General features: G+C 66.8%; 16 protein-coding genes. 10 read left to right on the top strand and 6 right to left on the bottom strand.

Annotation, left to right across the window (positions count from 1 at the left end; genetic code table 11):
- Positions 1-46: 46 nt before the first annotated feature.
- From ACFTSA_RS19145 to ACFTSA_RS19130, 4 genes are all read right to left on the bottom strand, one after another.
- Positions 47-1,186: a bifunctional 2-methylcitrate synthase/citrate synthase gene (locus tag ACFTSA_RS19145; protein ID WP_377953277.1), complete on the bottom strand. Its 1,140-nt coding sequence runs from the start codon at positions 1,184-1,186 to the stop codon at positions 47-49.
- Between the two features lie 71 nt (positions 1,187-1,257).
- Positions 1,258-2,163: a methylisocitrate lyase gene (prpB, locus tag ACFTSA_RS19140; RefSeq protein ID WP_377953276.1), complete on the bottom strand. Its 906-nt coding sequence runs from the start codon at positions 2,161-2,163 to the stop codon at positions 1,258-1,260.
- The gene (locus ACFTSA_RS19135; RefSeq protein ID WP_377953274.1) at positions 2,164-3,684 is read right to left on the bottom strand and encodes an MmgE/PrpD family protein; all 1,521 of its coding nucleotides are present in this window, start codon (positions 3,682-3,684) and stop codon (positions 2,164-2,166) included.
- Positions 3,677-4,333, bottom strand: a complete 657-nt coding sequence (locus ACFTSA_RS19130) for a GntR family transcriptional regulator (RefSeq protein WP_377953273.1) — start codon at positions 4,331-4,333, stop codon at positions 3,677-3,679. Before ACFTSA_RS19130 ends, ACFTSA_RS19135 begins: the two co-directional genes overlap by 8 nt.
- Positions 4,334-4,698: 365 nt before the next feature.
- Between ACFTSA_RS19130 and ACFTSA_RS19125 the strand changes: the two genes are divergently transcribed.
- Positions 4,699-6,762, top strand: coding sequence for a DUF222 domain-containing protein (locus tag ACFTSA_RS19125; RefSeq protein ID WP_377953272.1), 2,064 nt, complete (start codon positions 4,699-4,701; stop codon positions 6,760-6,762).
- Positions 6,763-6,991: 229 nt separating this feature from the next.
- On the opposite strand, the gene ACFTSA_RS19120 is transcribed toward ACFTSA_RS19125, so the two are convergent.
- A complete protein-coding gene (locus ACFTSA_RS19120; RefSeq protein WP_377953271.1) occupies positions 6,992-7,705 on the bottom strand; it encodes a response regulator in 714 nt (237 codons plus the stop codon).
- The gene (locus ACFTSA_RS19115; RefSeq protein WP_377953270.1) at positions 7,702-9,438 is read right to left on the bottom strand and encodes an ATP-binding protein; all 1,737 of its coding nucleotides are present in this window, start codon (positions 9,436-9,438) and stop codon (positions 7,702-7,704) included. The genes ACFTSA_RS19120 and ACFTSA_RS19115 overlap by 4 nt, the downstream gene beginning before the upstream one ends.
- Positions 9,439-9,578: 140 nt before the next feature.
- On the opposite strand from ACFTSA_RS19115, the gene ACFTSA_RS19110 reads away from it, so the two are divergent.
- The 9 genes from ACFTSA_RS19110 to der all read left to right on the top strand — a co-directional run bounded on the left by ACFTSA_RS19110 (position 9,579) and on the right by der (position 19,054).
- Positions 9,579-10,919 (top strand): cation:dicarboxylate symporter family transporter, encoded by a 1,341-nt coding sequence (locus tag ACFTSA_RS19110; protein WP_377953269.1) that lies wholly within the window; start codon positions 9,579-9,581, stop codon positions 10,917-10,919.
- 245 nt (positions 10,920-11,164) lie between these two features.
- The gene (locus ACFTSA_RS19105) at positions 11,165-12,064 is read left to right on the top strand and encodes a ParA family protein (RefSeq protein WP_377953268.1); all 900 of its coding nucleotides are present in this window, start codon (positions 11,165-11,167) and stop codon (positions 12,062-12,064) included.
- 5 nt (positions 12,065-12,069) lie between these two features.
- On the top strand, positions 12,070-12,909 hold the full coding sequence (locus ACFTSA_RS19100; protein WP_377953267.1) for a segregation and condensation protein A: 840 nt from the start codon (positions 12,070-12,072) through the stop codon (positions 12,907-12,909).
- Positions 12,906-13,535, top strand: a complete 630-nt coding sequence (locus ACFTSA_RS19095; RefSeq protein ID WP_377953265.1) for an SMC-Scp complex subunit ScpB — start codon at positions 12,906-12,908, stop codon at positions 13,533-13,535. The genes ACFTSA_RS19100 and ACFTSA_RS19095 overlap by 4 nt, the downstream gene beginning before the upstream one ends.
- Before the next feature lie 106 nt (positions 13,536-13,641).
- Positions 13,642-14,880, top strand: a complete 1,239-nt coding sequence (locus ACFTSA_RS19090; protein ID WP_377953264.1) for a pseudouridine synthase — start codon at positions 13,642-13,644, stop codon at positions 14,878-14,880.
- 3 nt (positions 14,881-14,883) lie between these two features.
- The gene (locus ACFTSA_RS19085) at positions 14,884-15,993 is read left to right on the top strand and encodes a prephenate dehydrogenase (protein WP_377953263.1); all 1,110 of its coding nucleotides are present in this window, start codon (positions 14,884-14,886) and stop codon (positions 15,991-15,993) included.
- Positions 15,993-16,706 (top strand): (d)CMP kinase, encoded by a 714-nt coding sequence (gene cmk / locus ACFTSA_RS19080; protein WP_377953262.1) that lies wholly within the window; start codon positions 15,993-15,995, stop codon positions 16,704-16,706. The genes ACFTSA_RS19085 and cmk overlap by 1 nt, the downstream gene beginning before the upstream one ends.
- A 103-nt stretch (positions 16,707-16,809) precedes the next feature.
- Positions 16,810-17,493, top strand: a complete 684-nt coding sequence (locus ACFTSA_RS19075) for a lysophospholipid acyltransferase family protein (RefSeq protein WP_377953299.1) — start codon at positions 16,810-16,812, stop codon at positions 17,491-17,493.
- A gap of 10 nt (positions 17,494-17,503) precedes the next feature.
- Positions 17,504-19,054, top strand: a complete 1,551-nt coding sequence (gene der / locus ACFTSA_RS19070) for a ribosome biogenesis GTPase Der (protein ID WP_377953260.1) — start codon at positions 17,504-17,506, stop codon at positions 19,052-19,054.
- Positions 19,055-19,129: the final 75 nt, after the last annotated feature.

The following is a 19,129-nucleotide window of genomic DNA, read 5'->3' as shown; positions in this document are numbered from 1 at the left end:
AAGGGCCTTAAGGTCGTACTCTCTTATGGACGTTAAGGGCGACCGGCTACGGCACGTGCCGTTCGTCCGGACCGTTGTAAGCGCTCAGCGGGCGGATGAGCGAGTTCGCGTTCAGCTGCTCCATGAAGTGGGCGGTCCAGCCGGTGATGCGGCTGGCGACGAAGAGCGGCGTGAACATGTTGGTGTCGAAGCCCATGAGGTGGTACGTGGGCCCGGCCGGGTAGTCGAGGTTCGGCTTGATGCCCTTGGCCTCGTCCATGGCCGATTCGAGCCCGTTGTACAGGCCCAGCAACTCGGGCCGGCCGAAGTGGGCGATCATCTTGTCGAGGGCGGCCTTCATGGTGGGGACGCGGGAGTCGCCGTGCTTGTAGACCCGGTGGCCGAAGCCCATGACCTTCTTCTTCTGGGCCAGGGCGTTTTCCATCCAGGCCTTGGCGCGGTCCGCAGCTTCCTCCAGTGACTCCTCGGGACGGATCCCGATCTCGTCGAACGTGTGCATGACGGCCTCGTTGGCGCCGCCGTGCAGCGGTCCCTTGAGTGCGCCGATGGCGCCGGTCACTGCCGAATGGAGGTCGGACAGCGTTGACATGATGACGCGCCCGGCGAATGTGGAGGCGTTGAAGGAGTGCTCTGCGTAAAGGATCATGGAGACGTTGAAGGCCTCCACCACTTCCGCAACGGCCTCCTCGCCGAACGTCATCCAGAGGAAGTTGGCGGAGTAGCCCAGGTCATCCCTCGGCTCCACAGGCTCCTGCCCGCGCCGGCGACGCTGGTCGTACGCCACCACGGCCGGCATCGCAGCAAACAGGTCCGTCGCCTTGGCCATGTTGGCATCCCGGGAGGAATCCTCCGCGAGCTCGTGGCGGGCGCCCATCACCGACGCGGCGGTGCGGCAGACATCCATGGGGTGCGCCGTCGTCGGCAGGGCATCAATCACCTGCTTGACCACAGGATCCAGAGCCCTTCCGGCGCGCTCGCGGGCCGTAAACTCAGCCAGCTCCTCCTGCGTAGGCAGCTCGCCGTTCCACAGCAGGTAGGCGACCTCTTCGAAGCTGCACCGGGCGGCGAGCTCCTGGACGGGGTAGCCGCGGTAGAGCAGTGAGTTCGTGTCGGGATTGACCTTCGAGACGGCGGTGTAGTCCACCACGACGCCAGCGAGGCCCTTCTTGATCTCTTCTTCAGCCATGCTGAACTCCTTCGTTCCTTGCGTCCGGTTACCGGCCGGAAGGGCCGGTGGTCCTGCGGGAAATTTGGGCGTCAGTCTGTTCCGGGGATCCGGAAGTTGAAGACGCCGGTGTCAAAGCGGTTGTAGGCCTCATAATCCACCAGGTCGTACAACCGCGCGCGCGTCAGCATGCTTCCTACCTGTGCCTCCTGCGTTCCGTCGGCCTTAATTGAGTCCAGCGTACGCTCCGCTGCCCCCATGGCACTACGGAGCAGGGTCACCGGGTAGATCACCATGTTCACGCCCACGTTCTGGAGCTGATCGACGGTGAAGAGGTCGCTTTTTCCGAACTCGGTCATGTTGGCCAGGATCGGCACGTCCACGGCGTCGCGGATGGCCCGGAATTCCTCCAGTGTGGCCATTGCTTCGGGGAAGATGGCGTCTGCGCCGGCCTCGACGAGGGCCTTGGCGCGGTCCTTTGCCGCGTCCAGCCCTTCGACAGCGCGGATGTCGGTGCGGGCCATGATCAGGAAGTTCGGGTCCCGCCTCGCGTCGGCCGCTGCCCGGATGCGTTTGGTGGCGGTGTCCAGGTCTACGACGTTTTTGCCGTCGAGGTGGCCGCAGCGTTTGGGGTTGAACTGGTCTTCGATGTGGCAGCCGGCGAGGCCGGCGTTTTCGAGTTCCTGGATGCTGCGGGCCACGTTCATGGGTTCGCCGAAGCCGGTGTCCGCATCGACGATGCAGGGCAGGTCGGTCATGCGGGCGATCTGGCCTGCCCGGGTGGCGACTTCGGTGAGGGTGGTCAGGCCGATGTCGGGCAGGCCGAGGTCGTTGGCCAGGACGGCGCCGGAGATGTAGACCCCGGCGAAGCCCTTTTCCTCGATCAGCCGCGCGGAGAGTGGGTTGAAGGCGCCGGGGAACTGCTGGATGGTTCCGGAAGCCAGCAGTTCCCGGAGCGTGATTCGCTTCTGTTCCGGGGTGGATTTTGAGTAGAGCATTTAGAACAGTCCCTTGGGCGCGGCGCTGAGGTCGATGACGCCGGGCGCGGCGGTGATGTTGAGCTGGTCCAGTTCGCCGGCGGCCAGTTCGGGGAGGCGTTCGACGGCGGCGAGGAACCGTTCGATCTCCGCGTCTTCTACGAGGTCTTTGGCGAGGGTGCGGAACTTGTTGACGTACTGTTCGCGGGTGAACGGCCGGGCGCCGAGGGGGTGGGCGTCCGCGACGGCGATCTCGTCGGTGATGACGGTGCCGTCGGTGAGGGTGATTTCCACGGAGCCGCCGAAGGCCTTCTCGGAGATGTCGAGGGAGTGGTAGCGGCGGGTCCATTCCGGGTCCTCCACGGTGGAGACCTTTTGCCACAGTTCCACGGTGTCGGGGCGGGCGGCGCGTTCGGGGGAGTAGGAGTTCACGTGGTGCCAGGCCCCGTCCTGCAGCGCGACGGTGAAGATGTACGGGATGGAGTGGTCCAGGGTTTCCCGGCTGGCCGTCGGATCGTACTTTTGCGGGTCGTTGGCGCCGGAGCCGATCACGTAGTGGGTGTGGTGGCTGGTTTTGATGAGGACGGACTTCACGTTTGCCGGGTCGGTGGCTTCGGGGTGCTCGCGGTTGAGCTTGCGGGCGAGGTCGATCCAGGCCTGGGCCTGGTATTCGGCGGAGTGTTCCTTGGTGTAGGTGTCCAGGATGGCGCGCTTCGCCTCGCCCGGTGTCGGCAGCGGGACCTCGTAGGAGGCGCCGGGGCCGTCCAGCAGCCAGGCGATCACGCCGTCCTCCCCCTCGTAGATCGGCACCGGCGAGGTCTGCCCGCGCATGGACCTGTCCACCGCTTCGACCGCCATCTTCCCCGCGAACGCCGGGGCGTGCGCCTTCCACGTGGAGATCTCGCCCTTGCGGGACTGGCGGGTGGCGGTGGTGGTGTGCAGGGCCTGGCCAACGGACTGGAAGATCGTCTCCACGTCCAGGCCGAGCAGCGTGCCGATGCCGGCGGCCGCCGACGGTCCAAGGTGGGCGACGTGGTCGATCTTGTGCTTGTGCAGGCAGATCGCCTTCACCAGGTTTACCTGGACCTCGTAGCCGGTGGTGATGCCGCGGATCAGGTCCTTGCCGCTGGAGCCGACATGCTGCGCGACGGCGAGGATCGGCGGAATGTTGTCCCCGGGGTGCGAGTAGTCCGCGGCCAGGAAGGTGTCGTGGTAGTCCAGTTCACGGACAGCCACGCCATTGGCCCACGCCGCCCACTCCGGAGAGACACGCTCGCCGATGCCGAAGACCTTGGCGCCCTTGCCGCCGCTGGACGGGGCGTGGGTGAGGGCCTGTGCCCGGGCCGCGACGATGGGGGCGCGGTTCAGCGAGGCAATGGCCACGGAGGCGTTGTCGATGATGCGGTTGATGACCATGTCCGTGACGTCGGGCGTTACTTCCACCGGATCTGCGGCGACCACGGCGATCTTGTGGGCGAGCTGCTGTTCGCGCGGGAGGTTTTCCTCGCTCTTGTACACGCGGACGTGGTGTTCCTTAACCATGGGACTCCTTTTGGGCGGATGTGTGGACGGCTTTGACGTGGGAAAGGCTGCGGTGCAGGTGGAGCGTGGTGGCCGCTTCGGCCAGGCGGGGGTTGCCGGCAGCTATCGCCTCGGCGATGGCAGCATGTTCGGCTGCGGCGGCCGTGAGCCGGGGCTGGTCGTCGGCGGCCAGCCTGCGGACCCGCACCAGATGGACACGCAGGCTTCGCATGGCCTGGGCAAGGTAAGAGTTGGAGATCGCCGCGTCAATGGCGGCATCCAGGCGGCCGACGAGCTCGTAGTAATCGTGCCGGGCAGGGTCAGTGGAGTCCAGCAGCGCTGGCGCGTCCTGCAGTTCTTCCTGCAGCCTCCGGAAAACGGCGGCATCGCCGCGCTGGGCTGCCAGTGCGGCAGCCTTCCCCTCAAGCGTTTCGCGGAGCTCGAACAGCTCGTCGATGTCGTCAAGTGAAATATCGGTCACGACGACGCCACGGCCACCCGCCGCCGTCAACCCCTCGGCCGTCAGGCGGCCCAGCGCTTCCCGAAGGGGCGTCCTTGAGACACCGAGCCGGGCGGACTGCTCCACTTCGGCGAGTACCGTGCCGGGCAGGAGCCGCCACTCGATGATGTCATCGCGCAGTGCAGCATAGGCCCTGTCGCTGGCACGCATCCTGCCTCCTTTCCCGTGGCTTCATCTGGTCTTCGAGTGTATACACAGATAGGGTTCTTGCCTACCTCAGGGACGAAATTTTTGGACCATGCGGGATGCGTGTATACAAGCGTGGATGACTTAGGACGTGGTTTACAGGCCCAGCCGTCTGTCGTTTGGGACGGAATGCCTGGAGCGGCGGTTCAGAGCGCCGGAATGTCCCAGCGCCCCACTGCGTCCAGATCAGGGCTTTCTCAATGCTGGGAGCCCCCTGAGCGGTCACCTGGTTCTCGTTCCCGGGTGGCTCAAAAGAATATTTTGCGAGCGGGCCCGCAGCAGGCCCACGACACCCCTAAATTGTCGTAGCCCCCTGTCATGCTGTGGGTATGGATGCGACGGCAGCGGTGCAGACGGTGGAGGGCGTGGAGTCCTCTGTTGCTGTGCTGGCTGGTTTTGTCCGTGAGGCCGCGGGCGCCGAGGCCGGTTCTGTGGCGGTGACCGGTTCTGGGGTTTTGACCGCTGCTGGCTCCGTTGCCGGTGCTGATTCGGTTGTTGGTGCCGGTTCCGTTGGCGGTGTGGGTCCTGGGGCGGGTGGTGATCCGTTGCGGGATGAGGCGGATGCGTGGCTGGATGTGCTGGCCGGGACGGCCAGGCTGGAGGCCCGGGTGGCTGCGTTGAAGGTCCAGGCCGCGGCTGGTTTCGCTGCTGCCGCGGCGGCGTTGGTGGCTCCTGGTGCGTCCGTGTCGGAGCGGGACGCGTTGGAGATGTCGGTGACCGCTGAGGTCGCCTTCGCGCTGAGCGTGAGCGAGGGGGCGGCGGCACGCTTGCTGGACGAATCCGCCAAACTCACCAGGGATCTGCCGCTGACTCTTGCCGCGCTCGGGTCGGGAACCCTCTCCTGGCAGCACGGGCGGATCATGTGTGACGAGACCGAGGGGCTGGATCCGGCTGCTGCGGCGGCGTTTGAGGCGCATTTCCTGGACCCGGACGCACCAAACCCGGCCCGGGGTTGCCCGGCGGGGGAGCTGACCCCGGCAAGGTTCCGGGCCAAGGCCCGGTATTGGCGGGAACGGCATCACCCGGTCAGCATGGAAAAACGGCATGGCCGGTGTGTGGAGGACCGGCGGCTGGAGTTTGCCCCGGACCGGGACGGCATGGCGTGGCTGTCGGCCTATCTGCCCGCGGACCAGGCAGCCGGGATCTGGAACCGCGCCACCGCCGCCGCCCGCGCCCTGCAGGGCCCGGCCGAAACCCGGACCCTGACCCAGCTCCGCGTCGACGCGTTCGCCAGCTGGTTGCTCGGCCCGGCACCGGCAGTGGGCGGCGCTGCTGCGCCGCCTGCGGAATTCTTTCCCACAGAATTCTGTCCCACGGATCTCCCGTCGACGGGTTCCCTGCCGGCAGGGTCCCTGCCCGTGGATGATCGGCCCTCAGACGCTGCGCTGCACGGTAAGCCGCTTCCCGCAGTTCCCCCGCCTAGCGATATCCCGTTCGCAGGATGCGGGCGGGCCGGTGCCGCAGGCTCTGCGCGGGCCGGTGACGTGCCGGCCCGTGGAACGCCTGCCGCGGGACTGCCCGGTGGTGATGTGCCGTCGCCGGGGGCGCAGGTCCTGGTCACGGTGCCGGTTTTCTCCCTGCTTGGCCTGTCCGAGGAACCGGCCACACTGGATGGGTACGGGCCGATCCCGCCGTCGATGGCCCGCCGGCTCGTCGCCGAGGGCGCCACCTCTTTCCACCGGGTGCTTGTTGACCCGCGCGACGGGGCACCGCTGGAGATCGGACGCACCAGCTACCGGCTGACCAAACCAATGCGGCAATGGCTGCGGCTCCGCGACGCCAAGTGCACATTCCCCAGCTGCAACAACCACTCCCTGGACAACGACGCCGACCACATCCTCGCCTGGGCCGACGGCGGCGGCACCGGCGTCGCCAACCTCGGCCAACCCTGCCCCAAACACCACAAACTCAAACACAACACGGCCTGGCAACCAGCCGGCGCCACCCGCGCCACCCCACCGGGCTGGATCTCACCGTCGGGCCGGTCCTACAAGGCCGAGTACCAGGACTGGGAACCACCCACCTGGCCAGAACCGCCACCCGGCCAGGACCGGCGGGAACTGCCACCTGGTCTGGATTGGCAGGATTTGCCGCCGGGGCAGGAATGGCATGAACTGCCGCACGGCCAAGACTGGCCCGGACCAGCACCTGGCCAGGAGAGACAGGTGTCGGAGGATCGGCCGGAACCGGAGGACGGGCTGGAGCCGGAGGATTGGCTGGATCCGGAGGATTGGCCGGAGCCGGAGGACGGGCCGGAACCGGAGGATTGGCCGGAGCCGGAGGACGGGCTGGATCCGGAGGACTGGGTGGGGCCGCCGGACAGACCCGACGACCTGAATCCACCACTGCCTTTGGATCCCTGGCCCTACTGGTCCTGGCCCGCGGCCGCGTGAGGGCAGGTCTCCATTCCAAAGTCTGCTCTATATGCCTGTGTAAACGTCGGAATGCCTGAGGGGCTACCCGCTGTACGGGTGTCCTATGTACTGCTCTCCAAAAAGCGGCTGGGTTGTAAACGGCTGGGTTGTAAACGGCTGGGTTATATACGGCTGGCTTATAAGGGGCTGCCCCGAAGAGGCCCCAGGTGGTGATCAGTGCACAGCGCACCAAGGTGCCTGCTGGTGATCAGGCGCGGGACCAGCGGTATTCGTTCTCGGGGCGGCCCGGCGCGCCGTACCGTGCCGTACGGGAGACCGTTCCGGCATCGGCAAGGTACTCAAGGTAGCGGCGGGCGGTTACCCTCGACATTCCCAGGGCAGTCATGACTTCGGTGGCCGAGACGGCACCGGGCTGTTCCTTGATGAAGTCGCGGACGGCGTCGAGCGTTGAAGGGGCCAGGCCCTTCGGCAGCGGAAGCTCCGAGGGCGCCCGCAGGCTGGCGAATGCCTGGTCCACGTCGCTCTGCGACGCCGCTGCCTTCGCTGACCCTGCCTCGGGTCCCGCGAGCTGGTCGCGGAACTGCCGGTAACTCTCCAGTTTGTCCGCGAACGTCGCGTACGTGAACGGCTTGATGAGGTACTGCACGACGCCGATGGATACGGCGCTGCGGACAATGGCCAGTTCCCGAACGGCTGTGATTGCGATGATGTCGGCGAAGTGCCCGGCGGAGCGCATCCGGCGGGCGATGTCGAGGCCGTGCAGGTCCGGCAGGTTCATGTCCAGCAGCACCAGTTCCACCGGGCTGCCGGCCGCCGAGAACTCGGTGAGCATGCGGAGCGCCGACTGTCCGTCCGGAGCCGTTCCCGCCAGCGTGAAGCCGTCCACCCTGCCCACATAGGCGGCGTGTGCCGCAGCTGCGACGGGCTCGTCCTCGACGACGAGGACTCGGATATCTGTCACGTGTGCTCCTCCGGGAGGCTTGGTGTGGCCGTGCTGGACGGCAGTGTGCTGGACGGCAGTGTGCTGGACGGCGATGTGCTTGGCGGGAAGGTGTCTGAGGACACTTCGCTGGAAGTGACGTCGGCCGGCAATGCGATGTCGAAGCGCGCCCCGCCGGCGCTGGAGTTGCTGATGGTCATGGTACCGGTCAGGCGCTGGACGGCCTGTTTTACCAGTGCAAGGCCAAGGCCCCGTCCAAAAGGCCCGGCCGTCTTGGTGCTGTACCCGTAGCGGAACACGTCGTCGACTGCTGTTGGATCGATGCCCTTGCCCGAGTCCTGCACCGTGATGTTCAGGCCGCCGCGCGCTGTGTCCACCAGCAGCTCCACCCGTCTGGGTGCAGGGGCGTCGGCGGCGGCGTCGATGGCATTGTCCAGCAGGTTGCCCAGTACCGTGACGAGGTCCTGGACGGCCAGCTCGCCGCTGAGGGCCGGCCCGGATGCCCGCACCACCAGCTCCACGCCACGCTCGTGCGCTTCTGCCGCCTTGCCCATCACCAGGGCGCTCAGCACCGGCTCCTGAACCGAACCGATCACGTCGTCCGTCAGCTGCTGGCTCAGCTCCAGGTCCTTCGTGGCAAAGTCCAGGGCCTCCTCAGTCCGGCCCAGCTCCATCAGGGAGACCATGGTGTGCAGCCGGTTTGCGTGCTCATGGGTCTGCGCACGGAGGGCATCGGAAAGTGTCCGCATGCTCTCCAGCTCCGTGCCCAGGGATTCGATCTCCGTACGGTCGCGGATGGTGGCAACGGTGCCAAACAACTGTCCCCGCGGCCGTTCGGTGGAGGATCCCGGCCCCACCGCAGGGCGCTGGTTGACCACCAGCACGCCGTCATGGGTGAGGTGGATTTCGTCGTGGGCAGTGCGCCCCGATTCAAAAAGCTCCTTCAGGCTGGGCGCCAGCGGCAGCTCGGCGAGCAGCGGCGTCGCGGCATGGTCGTCCTCCGCTTCCCGCGGTTCCAGGCCCAGCAGTTCCGCCGCCTGGTCGTTGTAGATCACCACCCTTCCGGCCGGGTCAATGAGAACCACACCTTCCCGAACCGAATGCAGCACCGATTCGTAGTAGGCGAAGAGCTGGGCCAGCTGCTCTGGACCCCACCCCCTGGTCACCCGCCGCAGGTACCGGCCAAGAAACCATGACGCGAGCGATCCGCCGGCCAGCAGCGATCCTGATACAGCCAGCAGCGCCGGCAGCCTGCCGGACACGGCCACGTCCACCGTGTTCACGGTCACGCCGGCCGCCACCAGCGCGCGGACCCCGCCGCGGGCATCCTTCACCGGGGCGATCGTCCGCACCGACGGTCCCAGCGTTCCGGCGGTGATCTCGGTGAACACATGGCCCTGGAGAGCCTGCTCGATCGAACCGATGTAGGGGCGGCCCAGCTCCTGGTCCAGCGGGTGGGTCCACCGCGTCCGGTCCGGCGCCATGATGGTGATGAAATCGGCGCCTGAGTCCGCCATGACCTTCAGGGCGTAGGGCTGCAGCTGCGCCGACGGATTCGCGGTCACGGCGGCCTGAAGAACCAGCGGGTTATCGGCGATGGACGTCGCCAGGGCGCCCATCCGGCGGCCGGCCTCCTCGTAGGCGTGGTCCCGGGCGTCCACGAAGACGGCCGTCCCGACGATGGCCGTGAGGGCCAGCATGAACAGCAGGTTCGCAACGAACAGCCGCCTCGCGATGCTCCAGCGGTGGATCATCAACACCTCCCATGACCAATATGAACGCAACGGTGAGCCAAGTCACTCTGTGGCCAATGATGGAAGTCACAAAGGACCGACGCGCGGAGCCCAGAGATTGTGCCGAAGCGTCTTCCAGATTATCCATAAGGAGAAACAAGATGGCTTCTCAACGAGGAGAGTCGGCAGCGCCGGCTAAAGCCGAGCGTAAGGGACTCGACAAGTCCCATTACCTGTACATCGCGGTTATCGCCGCGGTCATTCTCGGAGCCCTGGTGGGACTGCTGTTCCCCGAGGTCGGAAAATCACTCAAGCCCCTCGGTGACGGCTTCATCAAGCTGATCAAGATGATGATCGCCCCGGTCATCTTCTGCACCATCGTGCTGGGCATCGGCTCCATCGCCAAGGCCGCCACCGTCGGCAAGGTCGGCGGACTGGCACTTGGCTACTTCGTCATTATGTCCACCTTCGCACTGGCAATCGGCCTCGTCGTCGGCAACATCATCCACCCGGGTGAAGGGCTGGAGCTCGCACCCTACGATCCCAACAAGAAGGCCGCCACGGACAGCACGGTCGACTTCCTGCTGGGCATTATTCCCGGGGACATTCCGGTGCTTCCCACCCTGCTCGCCGCCATCCTCGTCGGCTTCGCGCTGCAGAAGATGGGCCCGCAGGGCGCGCCGATCCTGAAGGCGATCGGCCACGGCCAGGCACTGGTCTTCCGCATCCTGATCATGATCATGTGGCTTGCCCCGCTGGGTGCCTTCGGTGCCATCGCCGCAGTTGTTGGCGCCACCGGCTTCCAGGCCATCATCAGCATGTTCACCCTGATGATCGCGTTCTACATCACCTGTGCGCTGTTCATCGTCGTCATCCTCGGCGGCCTCCTGCAGGTGGTCACCGGCGTGAACATCTTCAAGCTCATGAGGTACCTGGCCCGCGAGTACCTGCTGATCTTCTCGACGTCATCCTCCGAAGCCGCCCTGCCGCGCCTCATCGCCAAGATGGAGCACCTGGGCGTCTCCAAGCCGGTTGTCGGCGTGACGGTCCCCACCGGCTACTCCTTCAACCTTGACGGCACCGCCATCTACCTGACCATGGCATCGCTCTTCGTGGCCAACGCCATGGGCACCCCGCTGGACCTCGGCGCGCAGATCTCCCTGCTGGTCTTCATGATCATCGCGTCCAAGGGCGCGGCAGGCGTCACCGGCGCAGGCCTGGCCACGCTGGCCGCAGGCCTGCAGGCGCACCGGCCCGAACTTCTGGGCGGCGTCGGCATGATCGTGGGCATCGACCGCTTCATGTCCGAAGCCCGTGCACTGACCAACTTCACCGGCAACGCCGTCGCCACCCTGCTGATCGGCACCTGGGTCAAGGAGGTCGACGGCGAACAGGTCAACCGGGTGCTGTCCGGCGAGGAACCGTTCGACGAGCAGACCATGGTGGCCCACCACCGTGGCCTGGGCGAGACTGCCGAGCCCGCCGTTCCGGCCAAGGCATAAGGTCCAAGACCGCGGCTCCATACAATGGGAGCGAATCCGCCCGCACAGGCCCAGCCTGTGCGGGCGGTTTTCTTTGCCGCCTGAAACCAACCTTCGACCTCAGGTACAAGGTAAAGGCTCAAACGCCATCAAAAGTCAAGGTCCATGGAATGCCGTGTCGGGCGCTGTAGCCTTGGGGTGGAAGAAGCAGGGGCGCTGGCAGACAGCGGCAGAAAATCACCGTCATCGAAAGTGTGGATTGATACGTGAGCAGCGAACAGGGTTCAGCAACTCTGGAAGGCACGGAACTCGACCTGGAAGACGCCGTCATGGGTCCCACAGGCCGCCCCCACCGCGATTTTCCGGAGCCCGCGCCGCTGTCCTCCCATGGACCGGCCCGCGTCATAGCCATGGTTAACCAGAAAGGCGGGGTGGGTAAGACCACCTCCACCATCAACCTTGCCGCAGCGCTCGCAGAATACGGCCGCCGCGTGCTTTTGGTGGACTTCGACCCGCAGGGCGCACTGTCCGCCGGCCTCGGCATCAACCCCCACGAACTGGATCTGACCGTCTACAACGTCCTGATGGACCGCAAGACCGACATCCGCGAAGCTATCCACCAGACCGGCGTGGAGAACGTGGACCTGCTGCCCGCCAACATCGACCTCTCCGCGGCCGAAGTCCAGCTGGTCAACGAGGTGGCCCGCGAGCAGGTCCTTGACCGGGCGCTGAAGAAGGTCGAGGACGAGTACGACGTCGTGCTCATCGACTGCCAGCCTTCCCTCGGCCTGCTCACCGTTAACGCCCTCACCGCGGCCCACGGCGTGATCATCCCGCTGATCTGCGAATTCTTCGCCCTGCGGGCAGTGGCCCTGCTGGTCGAAACCATCGACAAAGTCCAGGACCGCCTCAACCCGCGGCTGCAGGTGGACGGCGTGCTGGCCACGATGTACGACGCCCGGACCCTGCACAGCCGCGAGGTCATCAGCCGGCTGGTGGAAGCCTTCGGGGACAAAGTCTTCGAAACCGTCATCAAGCGCTCCATCAAGTTCGCCGACGCCACCGTGGCCGCCGAGCCCATCACGAGCTACGCCGGAAACCACGTCGGTGCCGATGCCTACCGCCGCCTGGCCAAGGAACTCATTTCGCGCGGCGGCGCGCCCTAGCTGGAATGACCGCAGAGCCGGCAACGCCCCCCGCCGAGGCCAGGCGGTCCGGCTTCGAAGTACGCCTGGCCAACTTCAGCGGCCCCTTCGACCTCCTGCTGGGGCTCATCACCAAACACCAGCTGGATATCACCGAGGTGGCGCTTGCCACGGTCACCGACGAGTTCATCCGGTATATCCGGAACCTGCAGGAGCTGGGGGAGGAGTGGGCCCTTGACGAGGCCAGTGAGTTCCTCGTCATCGCAGCCACCCTGCTGGACCTGAAGGCAGCGCGCCTGCTGCCCGCAGGCGAGGTGGAGGACGACGACGACATCGCCCTCCTGGAGGCACGGGACCTGCTCTTTGCCCGGCTGCTGCAGTACAAGGCCTTCAAGCAGGTTGCCGCGCTGATGGACGCCACACTGGAACTCGAAGCCCGGCGCTATCCGCGGCAGGTCGCCCTCGAGGAACACTTCGCCGCCATGCTTCCGGAACTGGTCTGGAAGCACAGCCCCGCACAGTTCGCGGCGCTGGCCGAGGCCGCGCTCAAACCGAAGGACCCGGCGCCGACGGAGGTAGGTGTGGCCCACCTGCACGGGAGTGCGGTGAGCGTCCGCGAGCAGGCCGAGCTGATTGGGTTGAGGCTGCAGGACGGCAGGCCCCTGACCTTCCGGGCCCTGATAGCCGACGCCGAATCCACCCTTGTCGTGGTGGCCCGCTTCCTGGCACTGCTGGAGCTGTTCAGGGACCAGGTGGTGGCCTTCGATCAGCTGGCGCCGTTGGGAGACCTGACAGTGCGGTGGACTGCGGCCGGCACCGGCTGGACCGCGGAGCACCTGAGCGAGGAATACGAGGAGCAGCAATGACGGATCCATTTGAGGGCCGGGAACGCGCCGCGCTTGAGGCGGTGCTGATGGTGCTGGACGAGCCCACTTCTGCCACCGATCTGGCCGCCGGACTCAACCTGACGGTGGCCGCCGTCGAGGCGCTGCTGCTGGACCTGCAACGCGACTATGACGGCTATACTGTTAAAGCCCCGGATAGGGAAACTGGCAGTAACGGACCTAAGCCTGATGCCGCTTCCAGCCCCCGGGGTTTTGAATTGCGGAACGTCGCCGGCGGCTGGCGCATCTACTCGCGGGCTGAATTCGCCGACGTCGTCGGTGCTTTCGTCCTGGAGGGGCAGACGGCCAGGCTGACCCAGGCGGCGCTCGAGACACTCGCCGTCATCGCGTACCGGCAGCCGGTATCCCGGGCAAGGGTGTCTGCAATTCGTGGAGTCAATGTTGACTCTGTTGTGCGGACGCTGACCCAGCGCGGGCTGATCGAGGACGCCGGAACGGATCCGGAGTCGGGCGCTGTCCTGTACCGCACGACGTCGTATTTCCTTGAACGCATGGGAATCGGCTCGGTGGCTGAGTTGCCTCAGCTTTCACCGCACCTTCCGGGGCTTGAAGGAATTGAAGAGTTCTACGACGCCGGAAGAATGTAGGCGGCACGCCTGCGACGCAGTTTTTACCAGGGCAGATTTATTCTGCACGGCTGGCTAGTGTTGTCTTTGGACAACCTTTGCCGGTCAAAATCACAGAGGACGGGTCATGACACAGGCGGGACGCCAGGGTTCACCACGTAACAGCTCCGGACGTAAAGGTCCGGAGCGCAACGCCACGCGCGGCGCGGCACAAGGCCGCGGGGCAGTACAGGGCCGCGGCGCAGGCGCCGGGAAGCGCGACTTCCCCAAGGGCGGCGACCGCCCCTTCGGCGACCGCACCTACAAGGCCAAGCCCCGCGAGGAGCGATTCGTCGATCCCGGCGAGGCACCTGCCGGCCGCCGGCCCGCGGGCGACTGGAAGCCGGGCGCCAAGGCTCCCGCACCCAGGACAGGTGCACCCAAGGCCGGTGCGCGCAATGCCGCCGCTGCCCGGAAGCCCGGGGCCAACAGGGCCCCCGGCACCCCGGGCGCGCTGAAGCCCAAATCGGGCGCCCCCAAGGCCGCGGGGTCGCGCGCCTTCGGCAGCGAACGCTTTGGCCAGAACCTGGGACCGGTCCGCAGGCCCTCCCGCACGCGCGGTCCCCGCGCCGAGGTGCCGCAGTCCGAAGTCCACGACGCCGACGGCGTCCGCCTGCAGAAGGTCATGGCCTCCGCCGGCGTCGCGTCGCGCCGCGTCTGCGAGGAGATGATTGCCGAGGGGCGCGTGGAGGTCGACGGCAAGATCGTCACCGAGCTCGGCGTCCGAGTCGACCCCAAGACCGCCGTCATCCACGTGGACGGCCTGCGCATCCAGCTCGATGACACGCTGGTCTACATGGTGTTCAACAAGCCCAAGGGCGTGGTGTCCACCATGGAGGACCCGGAGGGCCGGCCGTGCATCAGCGACTACATCCGCAACAACCAGGGTGAACGGCTCTTCCACGTCGGGCGACTTGACGTTGCCACCGAAGGGCTGCTGCTGCTGACCAACGACGGCGAGCTGGCCAACCGGCTGACCCACCCGTCCTACGAGGTCCCAAAAACGTACCTGGTCCAGGTCCGCGGACCGTTCCCCCAGGGCATCGGTTCCCAGCTCAAGGATGGCATCGAACTCGAGGACGGCTTCGCGTCCGTCGACTCCTTCCGTCTGGTGGACTCGACCCCGGGCCACGTCCTGATCGAGGTCGTGCTGCACTCCGGTAAGAACCGCATTGTCCGTCGACTGTTCGACGCCGTCGGTTTCCCGGTGCTGCGCCTGGTGCGCGTCAAGGTCGGTCCCATCGGCCTGGGTGACCAGCGCCAGGGAAGCATCCGCAATCTCGGCAAGCAGGAAGTCGGCCACCTGCTGGCATCCGTGGGGCTGTAAGGGATGTCGGCTTTCCGTACGCACGGCCGCGGACACCTGAACGGGCCGGTCGTCGTGATTGGCACCGGCCTGCTCGGCACCAGCATCGGCCTCGGCCTGCGCGGCCGCGGCGTTGCCGTGTACCTGTCGGATCCGTCGCCCACCAACCAGGCAGTCGCCGTCGACATCGGAGCCGGGCTTCCGCTGGCGGCCATGGGGGACGAAAGTCCTGAACTGGTTGTGGTCGCATCGCCGCCGGACGTGACGGCCGATGTTGTGGAACGGGCGCTGGCAGACTACCCGGACGCCACCGTCGTCGACATTGCCAGCGTCAAGGCTGCGATCCTGCGTGACCTGCGCAGCCGTGGTGCGGACCTCAGCCGTTACGTCGGCACCCACCCCATGGCCGGGCGTGAGAAGTCCGGCCCGGTTGCAGCCCGCGGGGAGCTCTTCACGTCCATGCCGTGGGTCGTGTGCCCCACCGAGGAGTCCTCGGCCGGAGCGGTCCAGGCTGCGCGGGCGCTGGCCACCGACCTCGGTGCCCTCGTCTCGCAGTTCACCGCCGAGGAACATGACGGGGCCGTGGCCCTGGTCTCCCACCTGCCGCAGGTGATGTCCTCGCTGCTGGCGACCCGGCTGCAGGACACCCCGATGCACGCCCTCTCCCTCGCGGGAAACGGGCTGCGCGACACCACCCGCATCGCTGCCAGCGACCCCACTTTGTGGGTCCAGATCCTGGGTGCGAATGCCGGCAAGGTGGTGGAGATCCTCTACGGTGTGCGCGATGACCTCAACCGGCTGATCGGAACCCTGGAAGACCCCGCGGCCGCCGGCGCCCGCCTTGACCTGGCGCAGCTTATGAGCGAAGGCAACGCCGGGCAGGCCCGGATTCCGGGCAAGCACGGCGGACCGCCGCAGGCCTATTCCTGGCTCACGGTGCTCGTGGACGACCGCCCCGGCCAGATCGCCAGGCTGCTGACCGAGATCGGCGAGATTGGCGTCAACCTCGAGGATCTCCGCCTGGACCACTCCTCGGGGCAGAATGTGGGCATGGTGGAGATCTCCGTGCTGCCGAGCGCGCATGACCTCCTGGTAGAAGCACTAAGCGACCGTGGATGGCGGGTACTGCAGTAATGACACAGGAACTGACCGAAACTTTGCCTGCCCTCCGGCTGGGCCGCCCGCTCGTGGTGGCCATCGACGGCCCGTCCGGCTCCGGAAAGTCCAGCGTCAGCAAGGAAGTGGCCCGCCGCCTCAGCCTCGCCTACCTGGACACCGGCGCCATGTACCGTGCCCTCACCTGGTACTGCCTCGACCGCGGCACGGACCTCGCTGACGCCTCCGCCGTCGAGCTGGCCGCCGAAGAACTCCCGCTGGACATCAGCACCAGCCCGCACCTCGAGTATGTGCGGGTCGATGGCACAGACGTCACCGACGCCATTCGGGAACCCGGCATCTCCTCGGCCGTCAGCGCCGTCGCCACCACGCTCGGTGCCAGGACGGAACTCATCCGGCGCCAGCGCGCTCTGATCGAAAAGCACAACCGCCGCATGGTGGTGGAGGGCCGCGACATCACCACCGTCGTGGCCCCGGCTGCCCAGGTCCGCATGCTGCTGACGGCCAGTGAGGAAGCCCGGCTCCGCCGCCGCGGCATCCAGCTCGGCGGAACGCAGAGCGCCGAGCAGCTGGCTGCCCAGGTGACCCAGCGGGACGCGAAGGACTCCACCGTGGTCAACTTCACCCAGGCGGCGGACGGCGTGGTGACACTGGATTCGTCCGAGCTGGATTTCGAAGAAACCGTGGCCGCCGCGCTGCGCATCGTCACCAAGGTCATCAACCATGAGTGATACCGCCAGGAAACCGGTCACCCGGCCCCAGGGCGTTCGGAAACCGGATACCGGAGAGCCGGGCACCCCGGTTCGGGGGACACCTCTCCCGGGTGCCTGGACCATGGTGTGGAGCCGGCCCGTCGGCCGGTTCCTGAACAACGCCGTCTACCGCACCTCCGTCACCGGGCGCTCCAACGTTCCGGCCTCGGGGCCGGTGATCTTCGCAGGAAACCACATCAGCTTCCTCGACGGGCCCGTCATGTTCGGCGCCTCACCCCGGCCCATGCACATCCTCGTCAAGAAGGAGATGTTCAAGGGCTTCCTCGGCCGCGTGCTGAGGGCCTCGGGCCAGCTTCCCGTTGACAGGGCCGGCGACCGCTCGGTCCTGCAGCTCAGCAAGGACGTGCTCGACGCCGGCCGCTGCGTCGGTATCCTGCCCGAGGGAACCCGGGGGAGCGGCACCGCAGCCGGCATCAGCAACGGGGTGGCATGGCTTGCCCTGAACTCCGACGCCGTCGTGGTGCCGGTGGCCATCCTGGGCACACGGCAGGGCGGCGAACACCTGGACAGCATCCCGAAACCCGGCCGCCGGCTGCATGTCAGCTTTGGCCAACCCCTTTCACTCCGCCGGAATCCGGGTGAAACCGGGCGTGCTTCAATGGACAGGGCGGCCACGGAAATCCGTGACACCCTGGCCGCGCACGTCCGGACCACCGTCCGGCTCAGCGGGCTGTCATTGCCCTCCGCGGAACATCCGCACCAACGTTCCACCGCAGTAGCCGGACAGCCGGCAGACCACCATTAAGGAAAGTGCAATGAGCGATACGACTCAAACCTCCGGCCACTCCGGCGCCGGCGAAGACGAATACACGCCCACCGGCACCGACCAGGTGGCTGAACATCTGGCGGCCATGGACGACGACGAGGCGGAGCTCCGCGCCGCCTCCCTCCGCGCCGGTCTGGACGACTACGAACTCGACGAGGAAGACGCCGTGCTCCTCAGCGGCCTGCACGACGAGGACGAGCTCGAGGGCCCGCTGAAGCTGGACCCCGTACTCGCCATCATCGGCCGCCCGAACGTCGGCAAGTCCACCCTCGTCAACCGCATCCTCGGCCGCCGCGAAGCTGTCGTGGAGGACACCCCCGGCGTGACCCGCGACCGAGTCATGTACTCGGCGAACTGGAACGGCCGGAACTTCACCCTGGTGGACACCGGCGGCTGGGAACACGATGCCCGCGGCATCCACGCCCGGGTGGCGGAACAGGCCGAAATGGCCGTGGAGCTGGCTGACGCCGTGCTGTTCGTCGTGGACTCGGCCGTCGGGGCCACCGCCACCGACGAGGCCGTCATGAAGATGCTCCGCCGGAGCAAAAAGCCGGTCATCCTCGTCGCCAACAAGGTGGACGACTTCGCACAGGAAGCCGACTCCGCAGTCCTGTGGGGCCTGGGCTTCGGCGAGCCGTATCCCGTCTCCGCGCTGCATGGCCGCGGCGTGGCCGACCTGCTGGACCACGTCATGGACACCCTGCCGGAGTTCTCCACGGTCGAGGGCGTCGAACGCTCCGGCGGCCCGCGCCGGATCGCCCTGATCGGCCGCCCCAACGTCGGCAAGTCCTCGCTGTTGAACAAGCTGGCGGGCTCGGAGCGCGTGGTGGTGGACAACACCGCCGGCACCACCCGCGACCCTGTTGACGAGTTCATCGAGCTCGGCGGCCAGACCTGGCGCTTCGTGGACACCGCCGGCATCCGCCGGCGCCAGCACATGGCGCAGGGCGCCGATTTCTATGCCTCGCTGCGGACCCAGAGCGCGCTGGAAAAGGCGGAGGTCGCCGTCGTTCTTCTTGCTGTTGACGAGGTGCTTAGCGAACAGGACGTCCGCATCCTGCAGCTGGCCATCGAATCCGGGCGTGCCCTGGTGCTCGCGTTCAACAAATGGGACCTGCTCGATGACGAACGCCGCCGGTACCTGGAACGCGAAATCGAGCAGGACCTGGCGCACGTGGAGTGGGCACCGCGCGTCAACATCTCCGCCAAGACCGGCTGGCACAAGGACCGCCTGGTGCCGGCGCTGGAACTTGCGCTGGAAAACTGGGACCGGCGCATTCCCACCGGAAGGCTCAACGCCTTCCTGGGCGAGCTGGTGGCGGCGCACCCGCACCCGGTCCGGGGCGGCAAACAGCCCCGCATCCTCTTCGGCACGCAGGCCTCCAGCCGGCCGCCGAAATTCGTTCTGTTCACCACGGGATTCCTGGACCCCGGCTACCGCCGGTTCATCACCCGGCGCCTGCGGGAAACCTTTGGCTTCGAGGGAACACCCATCGAGGTCAGCATGCGTGTGCGGGAAAAGCGCGGCAAGAAGCGTTAATTACGACACACCCGGCGGCGAATGCCGGAAAGTGTCACTGGCACCCTCCGGAATCGTGTAAGCTCTTCTAGGTGG

The sequence above is a fragment of the Arthrobacter sp. NPDC057013 genome (genome assembly GCF_042674585.1).
Lineage (GTDB): Bacteria > Actinomycetota > Actinomycetes > Actinomycetales > Micrococcaceae > Arthrobacter.
Note: the sequence above shows the minus strand (reverse complement) of the source record. Positions and strands in the feature narration are given on the sequence as shown.

Excerpts from the sequence above, each read along its gene's own strand:
- prpB (WP_377953276.1), bottom strand. The coding sequence starts at position 2,163 with ATGCTCTACTCAAAATCCACCCCGGAACAGAAGCGAATCACGCTCCGG.
- ACFTSA_RS19130 (WP_377953273.1), bottom strand. The coding sequence starts at position 4,333 with ATGCGTGCCAGCGACAGGGCCTATGCTGCACTGCGCGATGACATCATC.
- ACFTSA_RS19075 (WP_377953299.1), top strand. The coding sequence starts at position 16,810 with ATGGTGTGGAGCCGGCCCGTCGGCCGGTTCCTGAACAACGCCGTCTAC.
- ACFTSA_RS19125 (WP_377953272.1), top strand. The coding sequence starts at position 4,699 with ATGGATGCGACGGCAGCGGTGCAGACGGTGGAGGGCGTGGAGTCCTCT.
- ACFTSA_RS19115 (WP_377953270.1), bottom strand. The coding sequence starts at position 9,438 with ATGATCCACCGCTGGAGCATCGCGAGGCGGCTGTTCGTTGCGAACCTG.
- cmk (WP_377953262.1), top strand. The coding sequence starts at position 15,993 with ATGACACAGGAACTGACCGAAACTTTGCCTGCCCTCCGGCTGGGCCGC.
- ACFTSA_RS19090 (WP_377953264.1), top strand. The coding sequence starts at position 13,642 with ATGACACAGGCGGGACGCCAGGGTTCACCACGTAACAGCTCCGGACGT.
- ACFTSA_RS19135 (WP_377953274.1), bottom strand. The coding sequence starts at position 3,684 with ATGGTTAAGGAACACCACGTCCGCGTGTACAAGAGCGAGGAAAACCTC.
- der (WP_377953260.1), top strand. The coding sequence starts at position 17,504 with ATGAGCGATACGACTCAAACCTCCGGCCACTCCGGCGCCGGCGAAGAC.
- ACFTSA_RS19100 (WP_377953267.1), top strand. The coding sequence starts at position 12,070 with ATGACCGCAGAGCCGGCAACGCCCCCCGCCGAGGCCAGGCGGTCCGGC.
- ACFTSA_RS19095 (WP_377953265.1), top strand. The coding sequence starts at position 12,906 with ATGACGGATCCATTTGAGGGCCGGGAACGCGCCGCGCTTGAGGCGGTG.
- ACFTSA_RS19145 (WP_377953277.1), bottom strand. The coding sequence starts at position 1,186 with ATGGCTGAAGAAGAGATCAAGAAGGGCCTCGCTGGCGTCGTGGTGGAC.
- ACFTSA_RS19085 (WP_377953263.1), top strand. The coding sequence starts at position 14,884 with ATGTCGGCTTTCCGTACGCACGGCCGCGGACACCTGAACGGGCCGGTC.
- ACFTSA_RS19110 (WP_377953269.1), top strand. The coding sequence starts at position 9,579 with ATGGCTTCTCAACGAGGAGAGTCGGCAGCGCCGGCTAAAGCCGAGCGT.